This is a genomic window from Streptomyces tendae (genome assembly GCF_008632955.1).
Classification (GTDB): domain Bacteria; phylum Actinomycetota; class Actinomycetes; order Streptomycetales; family Streptomycetaceae; genus Streptomyces.
The window spans coordinates 1,691,676-1,707,134 of sequence record NZ_CP043959.1; the positions used below are offsets into that span (position 1 = coordinate 1,691,676).

The following is a 15,459-nucleotide window of genomic DNA, read 5'->3' on the forward strand; positions in this document are numbered from 1 at the left end:
GCCGGGTGCACACACGACTGCTGCCGCTGCTCATCGTCCTGATGGCGGCCGTCCTGCTCGCCCTCGGCGTCCCGCTGGCCGTCAGCCTGGCCGGCGCGCAGCAGCAGAAGGTGGTCGTCGACCGGATCGACGACACCGCGCGGTTCGCGGCCCTCGCCCAGTTCGTCACCGAACCCACGGACCCGTCCGGCGGTGACGTCAACGAGCGCCGGGAGACCCTCAGCAGCGAGCTCCGCAGCTACTACGAGGTCTACGGCATCCGCGCCGGTGTCTTCTACCGCAGCGACGCCCCCATGGCGCACGCCCCGAAGGACTGGTTCCTGCCCCGCACCGGCGAGGTGCGGGACGCCTTCGAGGAGGCGCTGCTCAGCCGCCGCAGCCACGACCCCGAGCAGGTGTGGCCCTGGCAGCGCAGCAGTCTCGTGGTGGCCTCGCCGGTCATCCGGGACGGCGACGTCGTCGCGGTGGTGGTCACCGACTCGCCCACCGGGCAGATGCGGTCCCGCATCCTCCAGGGCTGGCTGCTGATCGCCGCGGGGGAGGTGGCCGCCATGCTGCTGGCCGTGGGAGCGGCACTGCGTCTGACGGGCTGGGTGCTGCGGCCGGTGCGCGTCCTGGACGCCACCACCCACGACATCGCCACCGGCCGGCTGAAGTCCCGGGTGGCGGTGGCGGGCGGACCCCCCGAGCTGCGCCGGCTCGCGCGCTCCTTCAACGAGATGGCGGACAACGTCGAGAACGTGCTGGAGCAGCAGCGCGCCTTCGTCGCCGACGCCTCCCACCAGCTGCGCAACCCCCTGTCCGCGCTGCTGCTGCGCATCGAGCTGCTCGCCCTGGAGCTGCCCGAGGGCAACGAGGAGATCGCCTCCGTACAGGCGGAGGGCAAGCGGCTGGCGCAGGTCCTGGACGACCTGCTCGACCTGGCGCTCGCCGAGCACAGCCAGCCCGACCTGCAGATCGTCGACATCGGCGCGGTGGCCGCCGAGCGCGTCGCGGCCTGGTCACCCTCCGCCGACGCGAAGGACGTGTCGCTGACCGGCGACTGCCCGCCGACCACCGCCTGGGCGGACCCGGTGGCGCTGTCCAGCGCGCTGGACGCGGTCATCGACAACGCCGTGAAGTTCACCCCGGCCGGAGAGACCGTCGAGGTCACCGTCGCCTCCAACGGCGCCACCGCGACCGTCGTGGTCACCGACAACGGCCCGGGACTGACCGACGAGGAACTGACCCGCGTGGGCGACCGCTTCTGGCGCAGCGGGCGGCACCAGAACATCAAGGGCTCGGGCCTGGGCCTGTCCATCTCCCGGGCGCTGCTCGCGGCGGGCGGCGGTTCCATCGACTACGAACGGCACGACCCGCACGGGCTGCGGGTGACCGTGACCGTGCCGCGGAACGCCCCCACCGGTGAGGCGGCCGGTCAGGGCTTGACGGACCGGTAGTACCGGCGGGCGCCCTCGTGCAGCCGCAGCGGATCGGTGTAGATGGCGGTGCGCACGTCGACCAGCTGGGCGGAGTGGACATGGGCGCCGATGCCGTCGCGGCTCTTGAGGACGATGCGGGTCAGCCACTCGGTGAGCCGCGGATCCGCGTCCGCGCGGGTGATCAGCAGGTTGGACACCGCCATCGTCGGCACGGTCGACCCCAGCTGGCTGCCCGGATAGGCCGACTCCGGCATGTTGGTGGCGCGGTAGTAGCGGGTGGCGCCGCCCTGCTCGTGCAGCTTCGCGACCAGCGCCGCGTCGATCGGCACGAACCGCAGCGCGGACTCCTCGGCGTACGTCTTCAGACCGTCCGTGGGCAGTCCGCCCGACCAGAAGAAGGCGTCCAGGCCGTGTCCCAGGCGTGCCGGCCCGGTGTCGATGCCGTCCGCGGACGGCCGGATGTCCCGCTCCGGGTCGATGCCGGCCGCCCGGAGCACCCGGTTGGCTATGAGCCGCACGCCGGACTTGGGCGGCCCTATGGCGACCCGCTTGCCCCGCAGGTCGGCGACGGAGCGGATACCCGAGCCGGGCGCGACCGCCAGCTGCACGTAGTCGTCGTACAGACGGGCCACGCCGCGCAGCCCGTCGGCACCCGAGCGGTGCTCCTGCCGGTACGTCGCCACCGCGTCGGCCGCGGCGATGGCGAAGTCGGCCTGCCCGGTGGCCACCCGCCGGACGTTCTCCTGCGAGCCGTCACTGGTCTCCAGCCGCACGTCGAGGTCCGGCATGTCCCTGTCGAGGGCGGTGCGCAGCAGCTCGCCGTACTTCTGGTAGACGCCCGCGCGGGTGCCGGTGCTCACCGTGACGGTCCCGCCGGGCGGCTCCTCCCGCCAGGGCGCCTGCCACCACAGCAGCAGCCCGAGCACCACCAGTGCGGCGGCCGCACCCCGCAGGGCCCGTCGCCTGCCGATGCGGGACAGCTCGTGGGACATGGGCGCGATCCTGCCAGCCTGAGTGCCCGGCTGACCAGGGCGGAACTCACAGGGCGGCCGGCGGTCCGACCTCACGGGGCGGTCGGGGGTCGGGCCTCACGGGGCGGCCGGTGCCCGGACGGCATGGCACAGCCGTTGCGCGGACCTCACGGCACGGCCGGGGTGTCCGGGGCGGCCGCTACAGTCGCCGGCATGAGCTCCTCGCCCGCCGATCTGGTCCGTGAGTTCCACCGCGCCTTCGGGCTGGACGCCCGCGACACCCCGTCCGAGGTCCCGCCGGACCTCGCCGCCCACCGCGGCGAGCTGCTCGCGGAGGAGGCCGGGGAGGTCGCCGAGGTGTCCGTGACGGGTCCGCTCGACCGGCTCGCCCACGAGCTCGCCGACGTCGTCTACGTCGCCTACGGCACCGCACTGGTCCACGGCGTCGACCTCGACGCGGTGATCGCCGAGATCCACCGCTCCAACATGACCAAGCTGGGCCCGGACGGCCGGGTCAGCCGCCGCGCCGACGGCAAGGTACTCAAGGGCGGCCACTACGAGGCCCCGGACGTGGCGGCGGTCCTGCGCCGGCAGGGATGGGTGCCGGAGGAGGAGCGCTGAGCGCTGGCGCGGATCCCCCTGCCGGAGGAGCAGCGCTGAGCGAGGGCGCGGATCCCGTCCCCGGCCTGTGACCCGCGAAGCCGATAACACCGGGACGGGCCGACGTGATCGCTGTAGCCTCCACCGATGACGTCGCCCACCGATTCCGCGCCGACACCGTCCGCCCCCGACGGCGAGTGCCTCGCGCTCACCCGGCAGCTGCGGCGCCGAGGCACCGTGGTGCTCTCCCTGTTCGGCCTGGCCTGGGCGCTCGCGGGCGCCTCAGGCACCGGCTCGGCGACGGACCCCGTGCCGCTGTCCATAGAGGTGGTGGCCCTCGTGGTCACCGCGGCCGCCCTCCGCCTCGGCTTCCGCGAGGACGCCCGGCCCTCGCCCCGGACGGTGGACCTGCCGCGGAACTGGGCCCGCGGGGTGGGCCTCGTGAACGGCCTCGAACTGCTGGCCGTCGTGGCCGTCATCGCCGCGTCCAACGCCTCCGGGCACCCCGAACTCGTCCCCGTGGGCATCGCGCTCGTCGTGGGGCTGCACTTCTTCCCGCTCGCCCGCCTCTACGACCAGTGGCAGTACCGGTGGACGGCCGTGCTCCTGACCGCGGTGGCGGCCGTCGGCGGCGTGCTGGTCCTGGCCGGGCTGTCGGCCGAGTCCGTGCGGGTCGCGGTGGGCCTGGCCTGCGCGGCGGTCCTCTGGACCTGCGCCTGCCACCTGGCCGTACGGGGCTGACCGTCGGCCGTGACGGGAGAGAGGGGAACACCGGGGCGAGCCGCTCCGGGAAACGCCTACCCTTGTTGCCATGACCAGCAGCAGTGACCGGAGCCCCACGGTGGACGTTCTCCCGACCAGGACCTACGAGATTCGCACCTACGGGTGTCAGATGAACGTCCACGACTCCGAGCGGCTGGCCGGCCTGCTGGAGGACGCGGGCTACGTCCGCGCCTCCGAGAGCGCGGACGGCGACGCCGACGTCGTCGTCTTCAACACCTGCGCGGTCCGCGAGAACGCCGACAACAAGCTGTACGGCAACCTGGGCCACCTCGCCCCGAAGAAGGCGAGCCGCCCCGGCATGCAGATCGCGGTCGGCGGCTGCCTCGCGCAGAAGGACCGCGACACCATCGTCAAGCGCGCCCCCTGGGTGGACGTCGTCTTCGGCACGCACAACATCGGCAAGCTGCCGGTGCTGCTGGAGCGCGCCCGCGTCCAGGAGGAGGCGCAGGTCGAGATCGCCGAGTCGCTGGAGGCGTTCCCCTCCACGCTGCCCACCCGCCGCGAGAGCGCCTACGCGGCCTGGGTGTCGATCTCCGTCGGCTGCAACAACACCTGCACCTTCTGCATCGTCCCCGCGCTGCGGGGCAAGGAGAAGGACCGCCGTCCCGGCGACATCCTCGCCGAGATCGAGGCCCTGGTCGCCGAGGGCGTCTCCGAGGTCACCCTGCTCGGCCAGAACGTCAACGCGTACGGGTCGGACATCGGCGACCGTGAGGCGTTCAGCAAGCTGCTGCGGGCCTGCGGGACGATCGACGGCCTGGAGCGCGTCCGCTTCACCTCGCCGCACCCCCGTGACTTCACCGACGACGTCATCGCCGCCATGGCCGAGACGCCCAACGTGATGCCGCAGCTCCACATGCCGCTGCAGTCCGGCTCCGACCCGGTGCTGAAGGCGATGCGCCGCTCCTACCGGCAGGAGCGCTTCCTCGGGATCATCGAGAAGGTCCGCGCCGCCATCCCGCACGCCGCGATCAGCACCGACATCATCGTGGGCTTCCCCGGCGAGACCGAGGAGGACTTCCAGCAGACCCTGCACGTGGTCCGCGAGGCGCGTTTCGCGCAGGCGTTCACGTTCCAGTACTCCAAGCGGCCCGGCACCCCGGCCGCCGAGATGGACGGGCAGATCCCCAAGCAGGTCGTCCAGGAGCGTTACGAGCGCCTTGTCGCCCTCCAGGAAGAGATCTCCTGGGAGGAGAACAAGAAGCAGGTCGGCCGCACCCTGGAGCTGATGGTCGCCGAGGGCGAGGGCCGCAAGGACGGCACCACCCACCGTCTCTCCGGCCGCGCCCCCGACAGTCGCCTGGTGCACTTCACCAAGCCGGACCAGGAGGTCCGCCCCGGCGACGTGGTCACCGTCGCCATCACCTACGCGGCCCCGCACCACCTGCTCGCCGAGGGCCCCGTGCTGGACGTGCGCCGCACCCGCGCCGGAGACGCCTGGGAGAAGCGCACCGCGGAGAAGGCGGCGAAGCCCGCGGGCGTGCTGCTGGGCCTGCCCAAGGTGGGCGTGCCCGAGCCGCTGCCGGTGGTCAGCGGCGGCTGCGCCGTCGACTGACCCCGCCCTCGCGCCGTCCGCCGACCCGCCCGCCGCGGTACCGCCCCGCGGGGCGGGTCGGGACGTCCGCAGTAGGCTGCTGATCATGCTTGTCGCCGCCGCAGCCTGCCCTTGCCCGCCGCTGCTCGTGCCCGAGGTCGCCGCCGGCGCCGCCCCGGAGCTGGACGCCGCGCGCGCCGCCTGCACGGACGCGCTCGGCGTGCTCGCCGCCGCCCGCCCCGACCTCCTCGTGGTCGTGGGCCCCGAGGACGGCACCGGGCTGTCCGGCTACCCGGCGGGCACCCCGGGCACCTTCCGCGGCTTCGGCGTCGACCTGGACGTACGCCTCGGGGACGGGGAGGGCGAGGCCGGTCGTGAACTCCCGTACGGGCTCGCCGTGGGCGCCTGGCTGCTCGGCCGGACCGGGTGGGCCGACGCCCCGATCGAGGGGCGGGGCGTGGGCGAGTCCCTCGGGGCCGAGGCGTGCCTCGCGGAGGGGCGCCGCATCGCAGACCGGGCGGACCGGGTGGCGCTGCTCGTGCTGGGCGACGCCAGCGCCTGCCGCACCCTGAAGGCGCCCGGCTACCTGGACGAGCGCGCGGCGCCCTTCGACGCGGAGATCGCCCGCGCGCTGGGTTCGGCCGACGCCGGGGCGCTGCGCGCCCTGGACACCGGACTGGCGCGCGAGCTGAAGGTGTCCGGCCGGGCGCCCTGGCAGGTGCTGGCCGGAGCGGCGGACGGGAACACCGGCCTGTCCGGCGCGCTGCTCCACGAGGACGCCCCCTACGGGGTGGGCTACGTCGTGGCCACCTGGTCCTAGACGGCGCCGGACCCTGGTCGTGAAACGGCGGACGGCCGTGGGCGAGGTGCCCACAGCCGTCCGCCGTTCGTAGCGCTCAGGACGCCGGCGGCGGCCCGGCGGGCGGCGTGCCTACCGTCCCGGGACCGCGGTCGTCCTTGTGCGTGAAGCGGTCCACGGCCTCCTTGGCCTTGCCCGTACCCGACTGGATCCGGTCGCTGTACCTGCCCTTGGTCCGCTTGTCGACGGTCTGCGCCGCCTTGTCCAGGCCGTGCTGGATCTTGCCCTCGTGCTTCTGAGCGAGGCCGGAGACCTTGTCCTTGGCCGGGCCGATCTTGGCCTTCAGATTGTCCAGGAGACCCATGTTGCACCTTTCCTCGCGGCACGCTACGTGCGGGCGCCGTCGCCGGCTTCGCTGTCGGCGGCCTTGCCGGACTGCTGCTTCGGGATGTCGACGCTGTCGGTCTCGGTGACCTCGTCGGACTCCTTCGCCGCGGACCCGGAGGTCTCCGGTGCGTCGGCCGCGGCCTCCTGCTGCGCCGTCGCGGCCGTGTCGTCCGTGCCGGTCCCGGCTGTCGCCCCCTCGGTCCTCGCCTCGGCCGCCGATGTCTCTTCCGTGGTCTTCGACCTCCGAAAAAGTCGTGCAAAAACGCCCATATCCACTCCATACGTTACTCGTGCGGGCGAAATTCCGCGTAGCCCGGTGTGTCCATTCGTGTGAGCCGGGCGAACGCCACCGTGATCCGGCGGCAGGAACCTCGAACGGGCAACGACCCGGTGGACCCCGCGTCACGTAACCCGTTCGAGAGCAGCCCCGGAGGTTTGGGAGACTGGATCGGTGAGCAGCGCACCCCCCGCCCCCCGCGTCATCGCCGTCGTCGGACCCACCGCGGCCGGAAAGTCCGATCTGGGCGTTTTCCTGGCCCAACGGCTCGGCGGGGAGGTCGTCAATGCCGACTCCATGCAGCTCTACCGGGGGATGGACATCGGCACCGCCAAGCTGACGCCCGAGGAGCGCGACGGCGTCCCGCACCACCTGCTGGACGTCTGGGACGTCACCGAGGCCGCCTCCGTCGCCGAGTACCAGCGGATGGCCCGGGAGCGGATCGACGCGCTCCTCGCCGCCGGACGCTGGCCGGTCCTGGTCGGCGGCTCCGGCCTGTACGTCCGCGGAGCCGTCGACAACCTGGAGTTCCCCGGCACCGACCCGGAGGTCCGGGCCCGGCTGGAAGAGGAACTCGCGCTGCGCGGCCCGGGAGCGCTGCACGCCCGGCTCGCCGCGGCCGACCCCGACGCCGGCCGGGCGATCCTGCCGAGCAACGGCCGCCGCATCGTCCGCGCGCTCGAGGTCATCGAGATCACCGGTCGCCCCTTCACCGCCAACCTCCCCGGCCACGACTCGGTCTACGACACCCTGCAGATCGGCGTCGACGTGGCCCGCCCCGAACTGGACGAGCGCATCGCCCGCCGGGTCGACCGGATGTGGGAGGCGGGTCTCGTCGAAGAAGTGCGCGCACTCGAGGCGCAGGGGTTGCGCGAGGGGCGTACGGCGTCGCGCGCCCTCGGCTACCAGCAGGTGCTCGCCGCCCTGGCCGGGGAGTGCACCCTGGAAGAGGCACGGACCGAGACCGTCCGTGCCACCAAGCGCTTCGCGCGCCGTCAGGATTCATGGTTCAGGCGCGATCCCCGGGTGCACTGGTTGAGTGGGGCCGCGGCGGACCGGGGGGAACTTCCGCAGCTCGCGATGGCGTTGGTCGAACGACCGGTTACAGCCTGATCACGTCCTGGCATCGGGACGCCCAGGCCGTCATCCGGGCCTGTGACGCCGTGCCATCATCAAGCTTCGATCGACCAGTGGAGTCCTAAGTTGGGAGGGCGCGTGGCGATGGAGGCCGGCCCTCGCGACACCGCACACAGCACGGAGCACCTCGCCACCGAGCGGGACGCCCCGGAGCAGGAGACCGACCGTCTCAGCCCCGACGGGCCCGACGAGACGCAGGGCGGTGTGACCGACGACGGTCCCGAGCCGGAGGAGATGTTCGCCGGCGGGGACGAGGTCGAGGTGGAGCTGCGCCCGCAGCGCCGGCTGCGCGTCTGGCAGCTCGCCCCGATCGTCGGACTGGGCGCGCTGGGATCCCTGATGTTCGCCTTCCCGCTCGCCTTCGACTTCGGCGACAGCGGCGCGGTCATCGCCATGCTGGGCCTGCTGATCTGCTCCTGCGCGGCCGGCTGGGGCATGATGGCCGCCCGCAAGGTCGGCTACACCTGGCCCGGCCTGCCGCCCCGCGGCTCCGGACGCACCTCGGACTGGCGGGTCGTGGCCGCCTACGCCGTGATGGTCGCGGCCGTCGTGGCCCTCGCCGTGTGGCGGGTCGCCCGCCTGCGCTGACCTCCCCGATCCCCGCCGTCCACAGGCAGCGGCGTCCCGTCACGGTCACGCCGTAGGATCGAGGAATGAGCACGCGGATCGCCTTCCTCAAGGGACACGGTACGGAGAACGACTTCGTGATCGTCCCGGACCCGGAGAACGCCGTCGACCTGCCCCCGGCGGCCGTCGCCGCCCTGTGCGACCGGCGCGCGGGCATCGGCGGCGACGGGCTGCTGCACGTGGTGCGGTCCGCGGCCCACCCCGAGGCGCGGTCCATGGCGGACCGGGCCGAGTGGTTCATGGACTACCGCAACGGCGACGGCTCGATCGCGGAGATGTGCGGCAACGGTGTGCGCGTCTTCGCCCGTTACCTCCAGCGCGCCGGGCACGCCGCCGAGGGCGACCTCGCCGTCGCCACACGCGCGGGAGTGAAGACCGTGCACATCGCCAAGGACGGCGACATCACCGTCGGCATGGGCCGGGCGCTGCTCCCCGAGGGCGACGTCACCGTGAGCGTCGGCGAGCGCGACTGGCCCGCGCGCAACGTCAGCATGGGCAACCCGCACGCCGTGGCCTTCGTCGACGACCTGGCCGACGCGGGCACCCTGTTCACCCCGCCGCCGTTCAGCCCGCCCTCCGCCTACCCGGACGGCGTGAACGTGGAGTTCGTCGTCGACCGCGGCCCGCGGCACGTGGCCATGCGGGTGCACGAGCGCGGCGCCGGCGAGACCCGCTCCTGCGGCACCGGCGCCTGCGCCGTCGCCGTGGCCGCCGCGCGCCGGGACGGCGTTGACCCACGCGTCACCGGCCTCCCGGTGACGTACACCGTGGACCTCCCCGGAGGCACCCTGGTGATCACCGAACGGCCCGACGGGGAGATCGAGATGACCGGCCCCGCGGTGATCGTCGCCGAGGGTGCCGTGGAGGCCGAGTGGCTGGAGAGCGCCCTTGGCTGACCGGAGCCGTACATGATCACCCGGCCCGCGGCCCGTCCGACCGTCGAACCGCAGGGAAGGCCGGCTGCGCGGCTTCGAGATCATGGCGGACGGCCCACCCGATGGCGTGAAAACGACCTTGAACGGCCCGTCGCTCTTTGGAGTGATCCGTTTCACGCTGAGCCGGAGGCGGCCGGTCGGACCGGGTGCGGCTCGGTAGCATCAAGCACCGGCCCGGACGGGGGAGCGACGCCGTCCCCCAGGCCCGAGTCCGCCCTGGGGCGCCGTCCGCCGGATCCACGCAGCCGGAGGTGCTCATGAACGCGGAGGCCGCGAAACCCGCGACCCCGGGCCCGATGACGTCGAACCACGTCACACCCGCCGGGGCGCGCCGGAAGTCCCGTGCCCGGCTCGACCTGCGCCGGCTGGGCCGCGCCGCGCTGCTGGGACCGGCCGCCCGCGACCGGCTGCCCGACGCCATCGGCCACGTCGTCGAGGCGCACCGGGCCCACCACCCCGACGCCGACCTCGAACCGCTGCGCCGCGCCTATGTGCTGGCCGAGTCCTCGCACCGCGGACAGATGCGCAAGAGCGGCGAGCCGTACATCACCCACCCGCTCGCGGTCACCCTCATCCTGGCCGAACTGGGCGCCGAGACCACGACGTTGACCGCCTCGCTGCTGCACGACACCGTCGAGGACACCGACGTCACGCTCGAGCAGGTGGGCAAGGAGTTCGGCGAGGAGGTCCGCTACCTCGTCGACGGCGTCACCAAGTTGGAGAAGGTCGACTACGGCGCCGCCGCCGAGCCCGAGACCTTCCGCAAGATGCTGGTCGCCACCGGCAACGACGTCCGCGTGATGTCGATCAAGCTCGCCGACCGGCTGCACAACATGCGCACCCTCGGCGTGATGCGCCCCGCCAAGCAGGAGCGCATCGCCAAGGTGACACGTGACGTGCTCATCCCGCTCGCCGAACGGCTCGGTGTCCAGGCGCTCAAGACGGAGCTGGAGGACCTGGTCTTCGCCATCCTCCACCCCGAGGAGTACGAGCGGACACGGGAGTTGATCCTCCGCAACGCGGCCCGCGAGGACGACCCGCTCGCCGACGTCGCCGACGACGTGCGCAAGGTGCTCCGGGAGGCCGACATCCCGGCCGAAGTCCTCATCCGGCCGCGCCACTTCGTGTCCGTGCACCGGGTCTCCCGCAAGCGCGGCCCGCTGCGCGGCGCCGACTTCGGCCGTCTGCTGGTCCTGGTGAACGAGGACGCCGACTGTTACGGCGTACTGGGCGAGCTGCACACCTGTATGACGCCGGTGGTCTCGGAGTTCAAGGACTTCATCGCCGTCCCCAAGTTCAACCTGTACCAGTCGCTGCACACCGCCGTCGCGGGGAAGGACGGCCAGGTCGTCGAGGTGCTCATCCGCACCCACCAGATGCACAAGGTCGCCGAGGCCGGCGTCGTCGCCCTCGGCAACCCCTACGCCGCCCCGCCGGAGGAGCAGTCCGCGGGCGACGGTGAACGCGTCGACCCCACCCGGCCCGGCTGGCTGTCCCGGCTGCTCGACTGGCAGCGGGGCGCGCCCGACCCCGACACCTTCTGGTCCACGCTGCGCGAGGACCTCGCCCAGGACCGCGAGATCACCGTCTTCCGTCCCGACGGCGGCACCCTGGGCCTGCCCGAGGGGGCGACCTGCGTGGACGCCGCCTACGCGCAGTACGGCGAGGACGCCCACGCCTGCATCGGCGCCCGGGTCAACGGTCGGCTGGCGACCCTGAGCACCGTCCTCAAGGACGGGGACACCGTGCAGCTGCTCATGGACCAGGACGCGGCCTCGGCGCCGTCCCGGGAGTGGCTGGAGCACGCGCACACCCCGGCGGCCCGGATCGCCATCCAGCGCTGGCTCGCCGCTCACCCCGCGCCGGAGGACCCTGCCGCCTCGGACACGGAGTCGGCGGTCCGGCTGCGCGCGGACGAGCCGGCCGCCCCGCGGCCGTCCGACCCGGACCGTTCCGCGGCCCCGCGGGCGCCCGAGGCAGGGGAGGCGGACGCCGACGGTTCCGCCGCCCAGGTCCTGGTCGACCGGGCGGACGCGACCGTACGGCTGGCCGGCTGCTGCACACCCGTACCGCCCGACGACGTCACCGGCTTCGCCGTGCGTGGGGGAGCGGTCACCGTGCACCGCACGGGGTGCCCGGCGGTGGCGCGGATGAAGGGCGCGGGCCGCGCCGAGGTCGCCGTGCGCTGGGGGGAGGGCGCCGAGTGCCGGGTGACCCTGGTGGCGGAGTCGTTCGTGCGGCCGCATCTGCTCGCGGACCTCACCGAGGCGATGGCCACGGAGGGCGCCGAGATCGTCTCCGCGACCGTCGAACCGCCGGACCGGCAGCAGGTGCGCCACACCTACACCGTGCAGATCCCGGACGCCGCCCAGCTGCCCGCCCTGATGCGCGCCATGCGCAACGTCGCCGGTGTGTACGACGTGAGCCGGGCCCAGCCGCAGGCACCGGGTGTCTGAGCCCGCGCGGTCCGGCCGCCGTCGACGGATGACGGCACCCGGCGCTCAGACGGCTGCGGTGTGATTACCCGATCGGGTGGGTCGGGAGCGCGCCGCCGCAGCGGCACCCCCGGGCGCTGATAGCCGTGAGGCATGCCGCTCACCTCCCCCCATCGGCCCGCGCACGCCCACCGCCCCCCGGCGACCGGCCCGGCGCGCGCCCGCCGCCGGCGGACCGCCTCGGCCCTGCTCGCCTCCGCCGTCGGCGTCTGCCTGGTCGCCGCGAGCGCCCCCGCCGAACCGCTCGGCATCGGCGACCCGCTCTTCCCCCACCTCGGCAACCCCGGCTACGACGTCCAGGCGTACGACATCGCCCTCACCTACCCCGGCGCCAACGACCGGCCGCTCGACGCCGTCACCACCATCGACGCCCGGATCACCGCCGACCTGGACAGGATCAACCTCGACTTCGCCCACGGCACGGTCCGCTCGGTCGAGGTCGACGGCGAACCGGCCGCCTTCACCGGCGCGGGCGAGGACCTGGTGATCACCCCCGACGACGACCTCGACCGGGGCGAGTCGGTGCGCGTCACGGTCCGGCACACCAGCGACCCCCGCCCCGGAAACCGCGAGGGCGGCTGGGTGCGCACCGCGGACGGCCTCGCCATGGCCAACCAGGCCGACGCCGCCCACCTGGTGTTCCCGGGCAACGACCATCCCTCCGACAAGGCGATGTTCACGTTCCGGATCACCGTCCCGGACGGTTACACGGCCGTCGCCAACGGCCTGCCCGCCGCCGTCGACCGCACCCGCGCGACCACCACCTGGACCTACCGGACGCGCAACCCCATGGCGACCGAGCTTGCCCAGGTGTCCATCGGGCGCTCCACCGTGCTGCACCGCACCGGACCCCACGACCTGCCGCTGCGGGACGTCGTGCCCACCGAGCAGCGCACGGCACTCGAACCGTGGCTGGCGAAGACCCCGGCACAGATCGCCTGGATGGAGGAGCGGGTGGGCCGCTACCCGTTCGCCACCTACGGCCTGCTGCTCGCCGAGGCCTCCACCGGCTTCGCGCTGGAGACCCAGACGCTTTCCTTGTTCGAACGGGACCTGTTCACCGACCCCGCCCTTCCCGCCTGGTACGTCGAGTCGATCATGGTGCACGAGCTGGCCCACCAGTGGTTCGGCGACAGTGTCACCCCCCGCACCTGGTCCGACCTGTGGCTCAACGAGGGGCACGCCACCTGGTACGAGGCGCTCTACGCCGAGGAACGCGGGGGCAGATCCCTGGAGGCCCGGATGCGGGCCGCGTACGAGTCCTCCGACGGCTGGCGCGCGGCGGGCGGGCCGCCCGCCGCACCCGAGCCGCCCGACCCGGGCCGCAAGATCAGCATCTTCCGTCCGGGTGTCTACGGCGGGGCCGCACTGGTGCTCTACGCGCTGCGCCAGGAGATCGGACAGGCCGCGTTCGACCGGCTGGAGCGCGAGTGGGTCTCCCGGCACCGCGACGGCAACGCCTCCACCGCCGACTTCGTGAAGCTGGCCTCCGAGGTGGCCGGCCGCGACCTCTCCGGTTTCCTGCACCCCTGGCTCTACGCCGCCGAGACCCCGCCCATGCCCGGTCACCCGGACTGGCGGTCCGCGGACCGGTCCGCGGACACCCCTCCCGGCCCGGACACGCGGGAACTCCGGCACGGGCATCTGCCCGGCCCGCACGGGCATCGGCCCGACCCGGGAGGGGAATAACACGGTGACGAGACGTGCCGTACCGTGCGACCATCGTCGGGTCCGCGCGACAGGGGAAACGGGAATCTCCCGGGGTACCCGGACGTTGTGGACAATGACGGAGGGCCGCTCGGCCGGCTCCGTCGCCGCAGACGGCAACCCAACGACGTAAGGACCCAATGACCTCCTCTTCTTCCCCTTCCCAGGACACCAAGCGCTTCGCGCACAGCCACCCCGAGGGTCTTCGGGCCGATGCCCTGATGGAAGAGGACGTCGCCTGGAGCTTCGAGATCGACGGAGAGCGGGACGGCGACCAGTTCGACCGCTCCGAGCGTGCGGCCCTGCGCCGCGTCGCGGGCCTCTCCACCGAGCTCGAGGACGTCACCGAGGTCGAGTACCGGCAGCTCCGCCTGGAGCGCGTCGTGCTCGTCGGGGTGTGGACCTCGGGCACCGTGCAGGACGCCGAGAACTCCCTGGCGGAGCTCGCCGCCCTCGCCGAGACGGCGGGCGCCCTCGTCCTCGACGGCGTGATCCAGCGTCGTGACAAGCCGGACGCGGCCACCTACATCGGCTCCGGCAAGGCCGAGGAACTGCGCGACGTCGTGCTCGAGTCGGGCGCGGACACCGTCATCTGCGACGGTGAGCTCAGCCCCGGTCAGCTCATCCACCTCGAGGACGTCGTCAAGGTCAAGGTCATCGACCGCACGGCCCTGATCCTCGACATCTTCGCCCAGCACGCCAAGTCCCGAGAGGGCAAGGCGCAGGTCGCCCTCGCGCAGATGCAGTACATGCTGCCGCGGCTGCGCGGCTGGGGTCAGTCGCTGTCCCGGCAGATGGGTGGCGGCAAGGGCGGCGGCCTCGCCACCCGTGGTCCCGGTGAGACCAAGATCGAGACGGACCGGCGCCGGATCCGCGAGAAGATGGCGAAGATGCGCCGGGAGATCGCGGAGATGAAGACGGGCCGCGAGATCAAGCGCCAGGAGCGCAAGCGCAACAAGGTGCCGTCCGTGGCCATCGCGGGCTACACCAACGCGGGCAAGTCCTCGCTGCTCAACCGCCTCACCGGCGCGGGCGTGCTGGTCGAGAACGCCCTGTTCGCCACCCTCGACCCGACCGTGCGCCGGGCCGAGACCCCGAGCGGCCGGCTCTACACGCTGGCCGACACCGTCGGCTTCGTCCGGCACCTGCCCCACCACCTGGTCGAGGCGTTCCGCTCCACCATGGAGGAGGTCGGCGACTCCGACCTGATCCTGCACGTGGTGGACGGTTCCCACCCGAATCCGGAGGAGCAGCTCGCCGCCGTGCGCGAGGTGATCCGGGACGTCGGCGCCACCGGCGTGGCCGAGATCGTCGTGATCAACAAGGCCGACGCGGCGGACCCGCTGACGCTCCAGCGGCTGCTGCGGGTGGAGAAGCGCTCCATCGCCGTCTCGGCCCGCACCGGCCGGGGCATCCCGGAGCTGCTCGCCCTGATCGACGACGAGCTGCCCCGTCCGTCGGTGGAGATCGAGGCGCTCGTGCCGTACACCCACGGCAAGCTGGTCGCCCGCGCCCATGACGAGGGCGAGGTGATCTCCGAGGAGCACACCCCGGAGGGCACCCTGCTCAAGGTGCGGGTGCACGAGGAACTGGCGGCGGAACTCACGCCGTACGTCCCCGCTCCGGCCGGCTGATCCGGACCACGGACACGACGAAGGCCCGCCTCCGCAGACCAGCGGGGGCGGGCCTTCGCCGTGCGTGGCGTGGCCCACGAGCCGCCGTGGCCGAGCGGCGGGCGTGGAGGGCCTGTCCATGTCCCGCGGCCCGGCCGCCACTCGTCATGGCG

14 protein-coding genes are annotated in these 15,459 nt (G+C 73.2%); 11 read left to right on the forward strand and 3 right to left on the reverse strand.

Going from position 1 to position 15,459, the window contains the following annotated elements:
• Positions 1 to 5 precede the first annotated feature (5 nt).
• Positions 6 to 1,439, forward strand: coding sequence for a HAMP domain-containing sensor histidine kinase (locus tag F3L20_RS07940; RefSeq protein ID WP_150153346.1), 1,434 nt, complete (start codon positions 6 to 8; stop codon positions 1,437 to 1,439).
• On the opposite strand, the gene F3L20_RS07945 is transcribed toward F3L20_RS07940, so the two are convergent.
• Positions 1,418 to 2,413, reverse strand: a complete 996-nt coding sequence (locus tag F3L20_RS07945) for a TAXI family TRAP transporter solute-binding subunit (protein WP_145828532.1) — start codon at positions 2,411 to 2,413, stop codon at positions 1,418 to 1,420. The two genes, F3L20_RS07940 and F3L20_RS07945, sit on opposite strands and share 22 nt — an antisense overlap.
• A 192-nt stretch (positions 2,414 to 2,605) precedes the next feature.
• On the opposite strand from F3L20_RS07945, the gene F3L20_RS07950 reads away from it, so the two are divergent.
• From F3L20_RS07950 to F3L20_RS07965, 4 genes are all read left to right on the forward strand, one after another.
• Complete coding sequence (locus tag F3L20_RS07950) at positions 2,606 to 3,013, forward strand: MazG nucleotide pyrophosphohydrolase domain-containing protein (RefSeq protein ID WP_150153348.1); 408 nt, start codon at positions 2,606 to 2,608, stop codon at positions 3,011 to 3,013.
• 126 nt (positions 3,014 to 3,139) lie between these two features.
• Positions 3,140 to 3,733 (forward strand): DUF7010 family protein, encoded by a 594-nt coding sequence (locus tag F3L20_RS07955; RefSeq protein WP_150153350.1) that lies wholly within the window; start codon positions 3,140 to 3,142, stop codon positions 3,731 to 3,733.
• Between the two features lie 70 nt (positions 3,734 to 3,803).
• Positions 3,804 to 5,330, forward strand: a complete 1,527-nt coding sequence (gene miaB, locus F3L20_RS07960) for a tRNA (N6-isopentenyl adenosine(37)-C2)-methylthiotransferase MiaB (RefSeq protein ID WP_150153352.1) — start codon at positions 3,804 to 3,806, stop codon at positions 5,328 to 5,330.
• Between the two features lie 85 nt (positions 5,331 to 5,415).
• Positions 5,416 to 6,129: a class III extradiol dioxygenase subunit B-like domain-containing protein gene (locus F3L20_RS07965; RefSeq protein WP_150153354.1), complete on the forward strand. Its 714-nt coding sequence runs from the start codon at positions 5,416 to 5,418 to the stop codon at positions 6,127 to 6,129.
• 76 nt (positions 6,130 to 6,205) lie between these two features.
• On the opposite strand, the gene F3L20_RS07970 is transcribed toward F3L20_RS07965, so the two are convergent.
• Both F3L20_RS07970 and F3L20_RS07975 read right to left on the reverse strand, forming a co-directional pair.
• The gene (locus F3L20_RS07970; protein WP_150153356.1) at positions 6,206 to 6,472 is read right to left on the reverse strand and encodes an antitoxin; all 267 of its coding nucleotides are present in this window, start codon (positions 6,470 to 6,472) and stop codon (positions 6,206 to 6,208) included.
• A 23-nt stretch (positions 6,473 to 6,495) separates the two neighbouring features.
• On the reverse strand, positions 6,496 to 6,765 hold the full coding sequence (locus tag F3L20_RS07975; RefSeq protein WP_150153358.1) for a hypothetical protein: 270 nt from the start codon (positions 6,763 to 6,765) through the stop codon (positions 6,496 to 6,498).
• Between the two features lie 181 nt (positions 6,766 to 6,946).
• Between F3L20_RS07975 and miaA the strand changes: the two genes are divergently transcribed.
• The 6 genes from miaA to hflX all read left to right on the forward strand — a co-directional run bounded on the left by miaA (position 6,947) and on the right by hflX (position 15,307).
• A complete protein-coding gene (miaA, locus tag F3L20_RS07980) occupies positions 6,947 to 7,885 on the forward strand; it encodes a tRNA (adenosine(37)-N6)-dimethylallyltransferase MiaA (RefSeq protein WP_150153360.1) in 939 nt (312 codons plus the stop codon).
• Between the two features lie 108 nt (positions 7,886 to 7,993).
• Positions 7,994 to 8,497 carry a hypothetical protein gene (locus F3L20_RS07985; protein WP_145828788.1) on the forward strand — a complete coding sequence of 168 codons (504 nt, stop codon included), beginning with the start codon at positions 7,994 to 7,996 and terminating at the stop codon, positions 8,495 to 8,497.
• 65 nt (positions 8,498 to 8,562) lie between these two features.
• Entirely contained in the window at positions 8,563 to 9,432 is an 870-nt protein-coding gene (gene dapF / locus F3L20_RS07990) for a diaminopimelate epimerase (protein ID WP_150153362.1), read from the forward strand.
• Between the two features lie 296 nt (positions 9,433 to 9,728).
• Positions 9,729 to 11,927: a RelA/SpoT family protein gene (locus tag F3L20_RS07995; protein WP_150153364.1), complete on the forward strand. Its 2,199-nt coding sequence runs from the start codon at positions 9,729 to 9,731 to the stop codon at positions 11,925 to 11,927.
• A 132-nt stretch (positions 11,928 to 12,059) separates the two neighbouring features.
• Complete coding sequence (locus F3L20_RS08000) at positions 12,060 to 13,655, forward strand: M1 family metallopeptidase (RefSeq protein WP_150153366.1); 1,596 nt, start codon at positions 12,060 to 12,062, stop codon at positions 13,653 to 13,655.
• Positions 13,656 to 13,813: 158 nt separating this feature from the next.
• The gene (gene hflX / locus F3L20_RS08005) at positions 13,814 to 15,307 is read left to right on the forward strand and encodes a GTPase HflX (RefSeq protein ID WP_145828543.1); all 1,494 of its coding nucleotides are present in this window, start codon (positions 13,814 to 13,816) and stop codon (positions 15,305 to 15,307) included.
• Positions 15,308 to 15,459 lie beyond the last annotated feature (152 nt).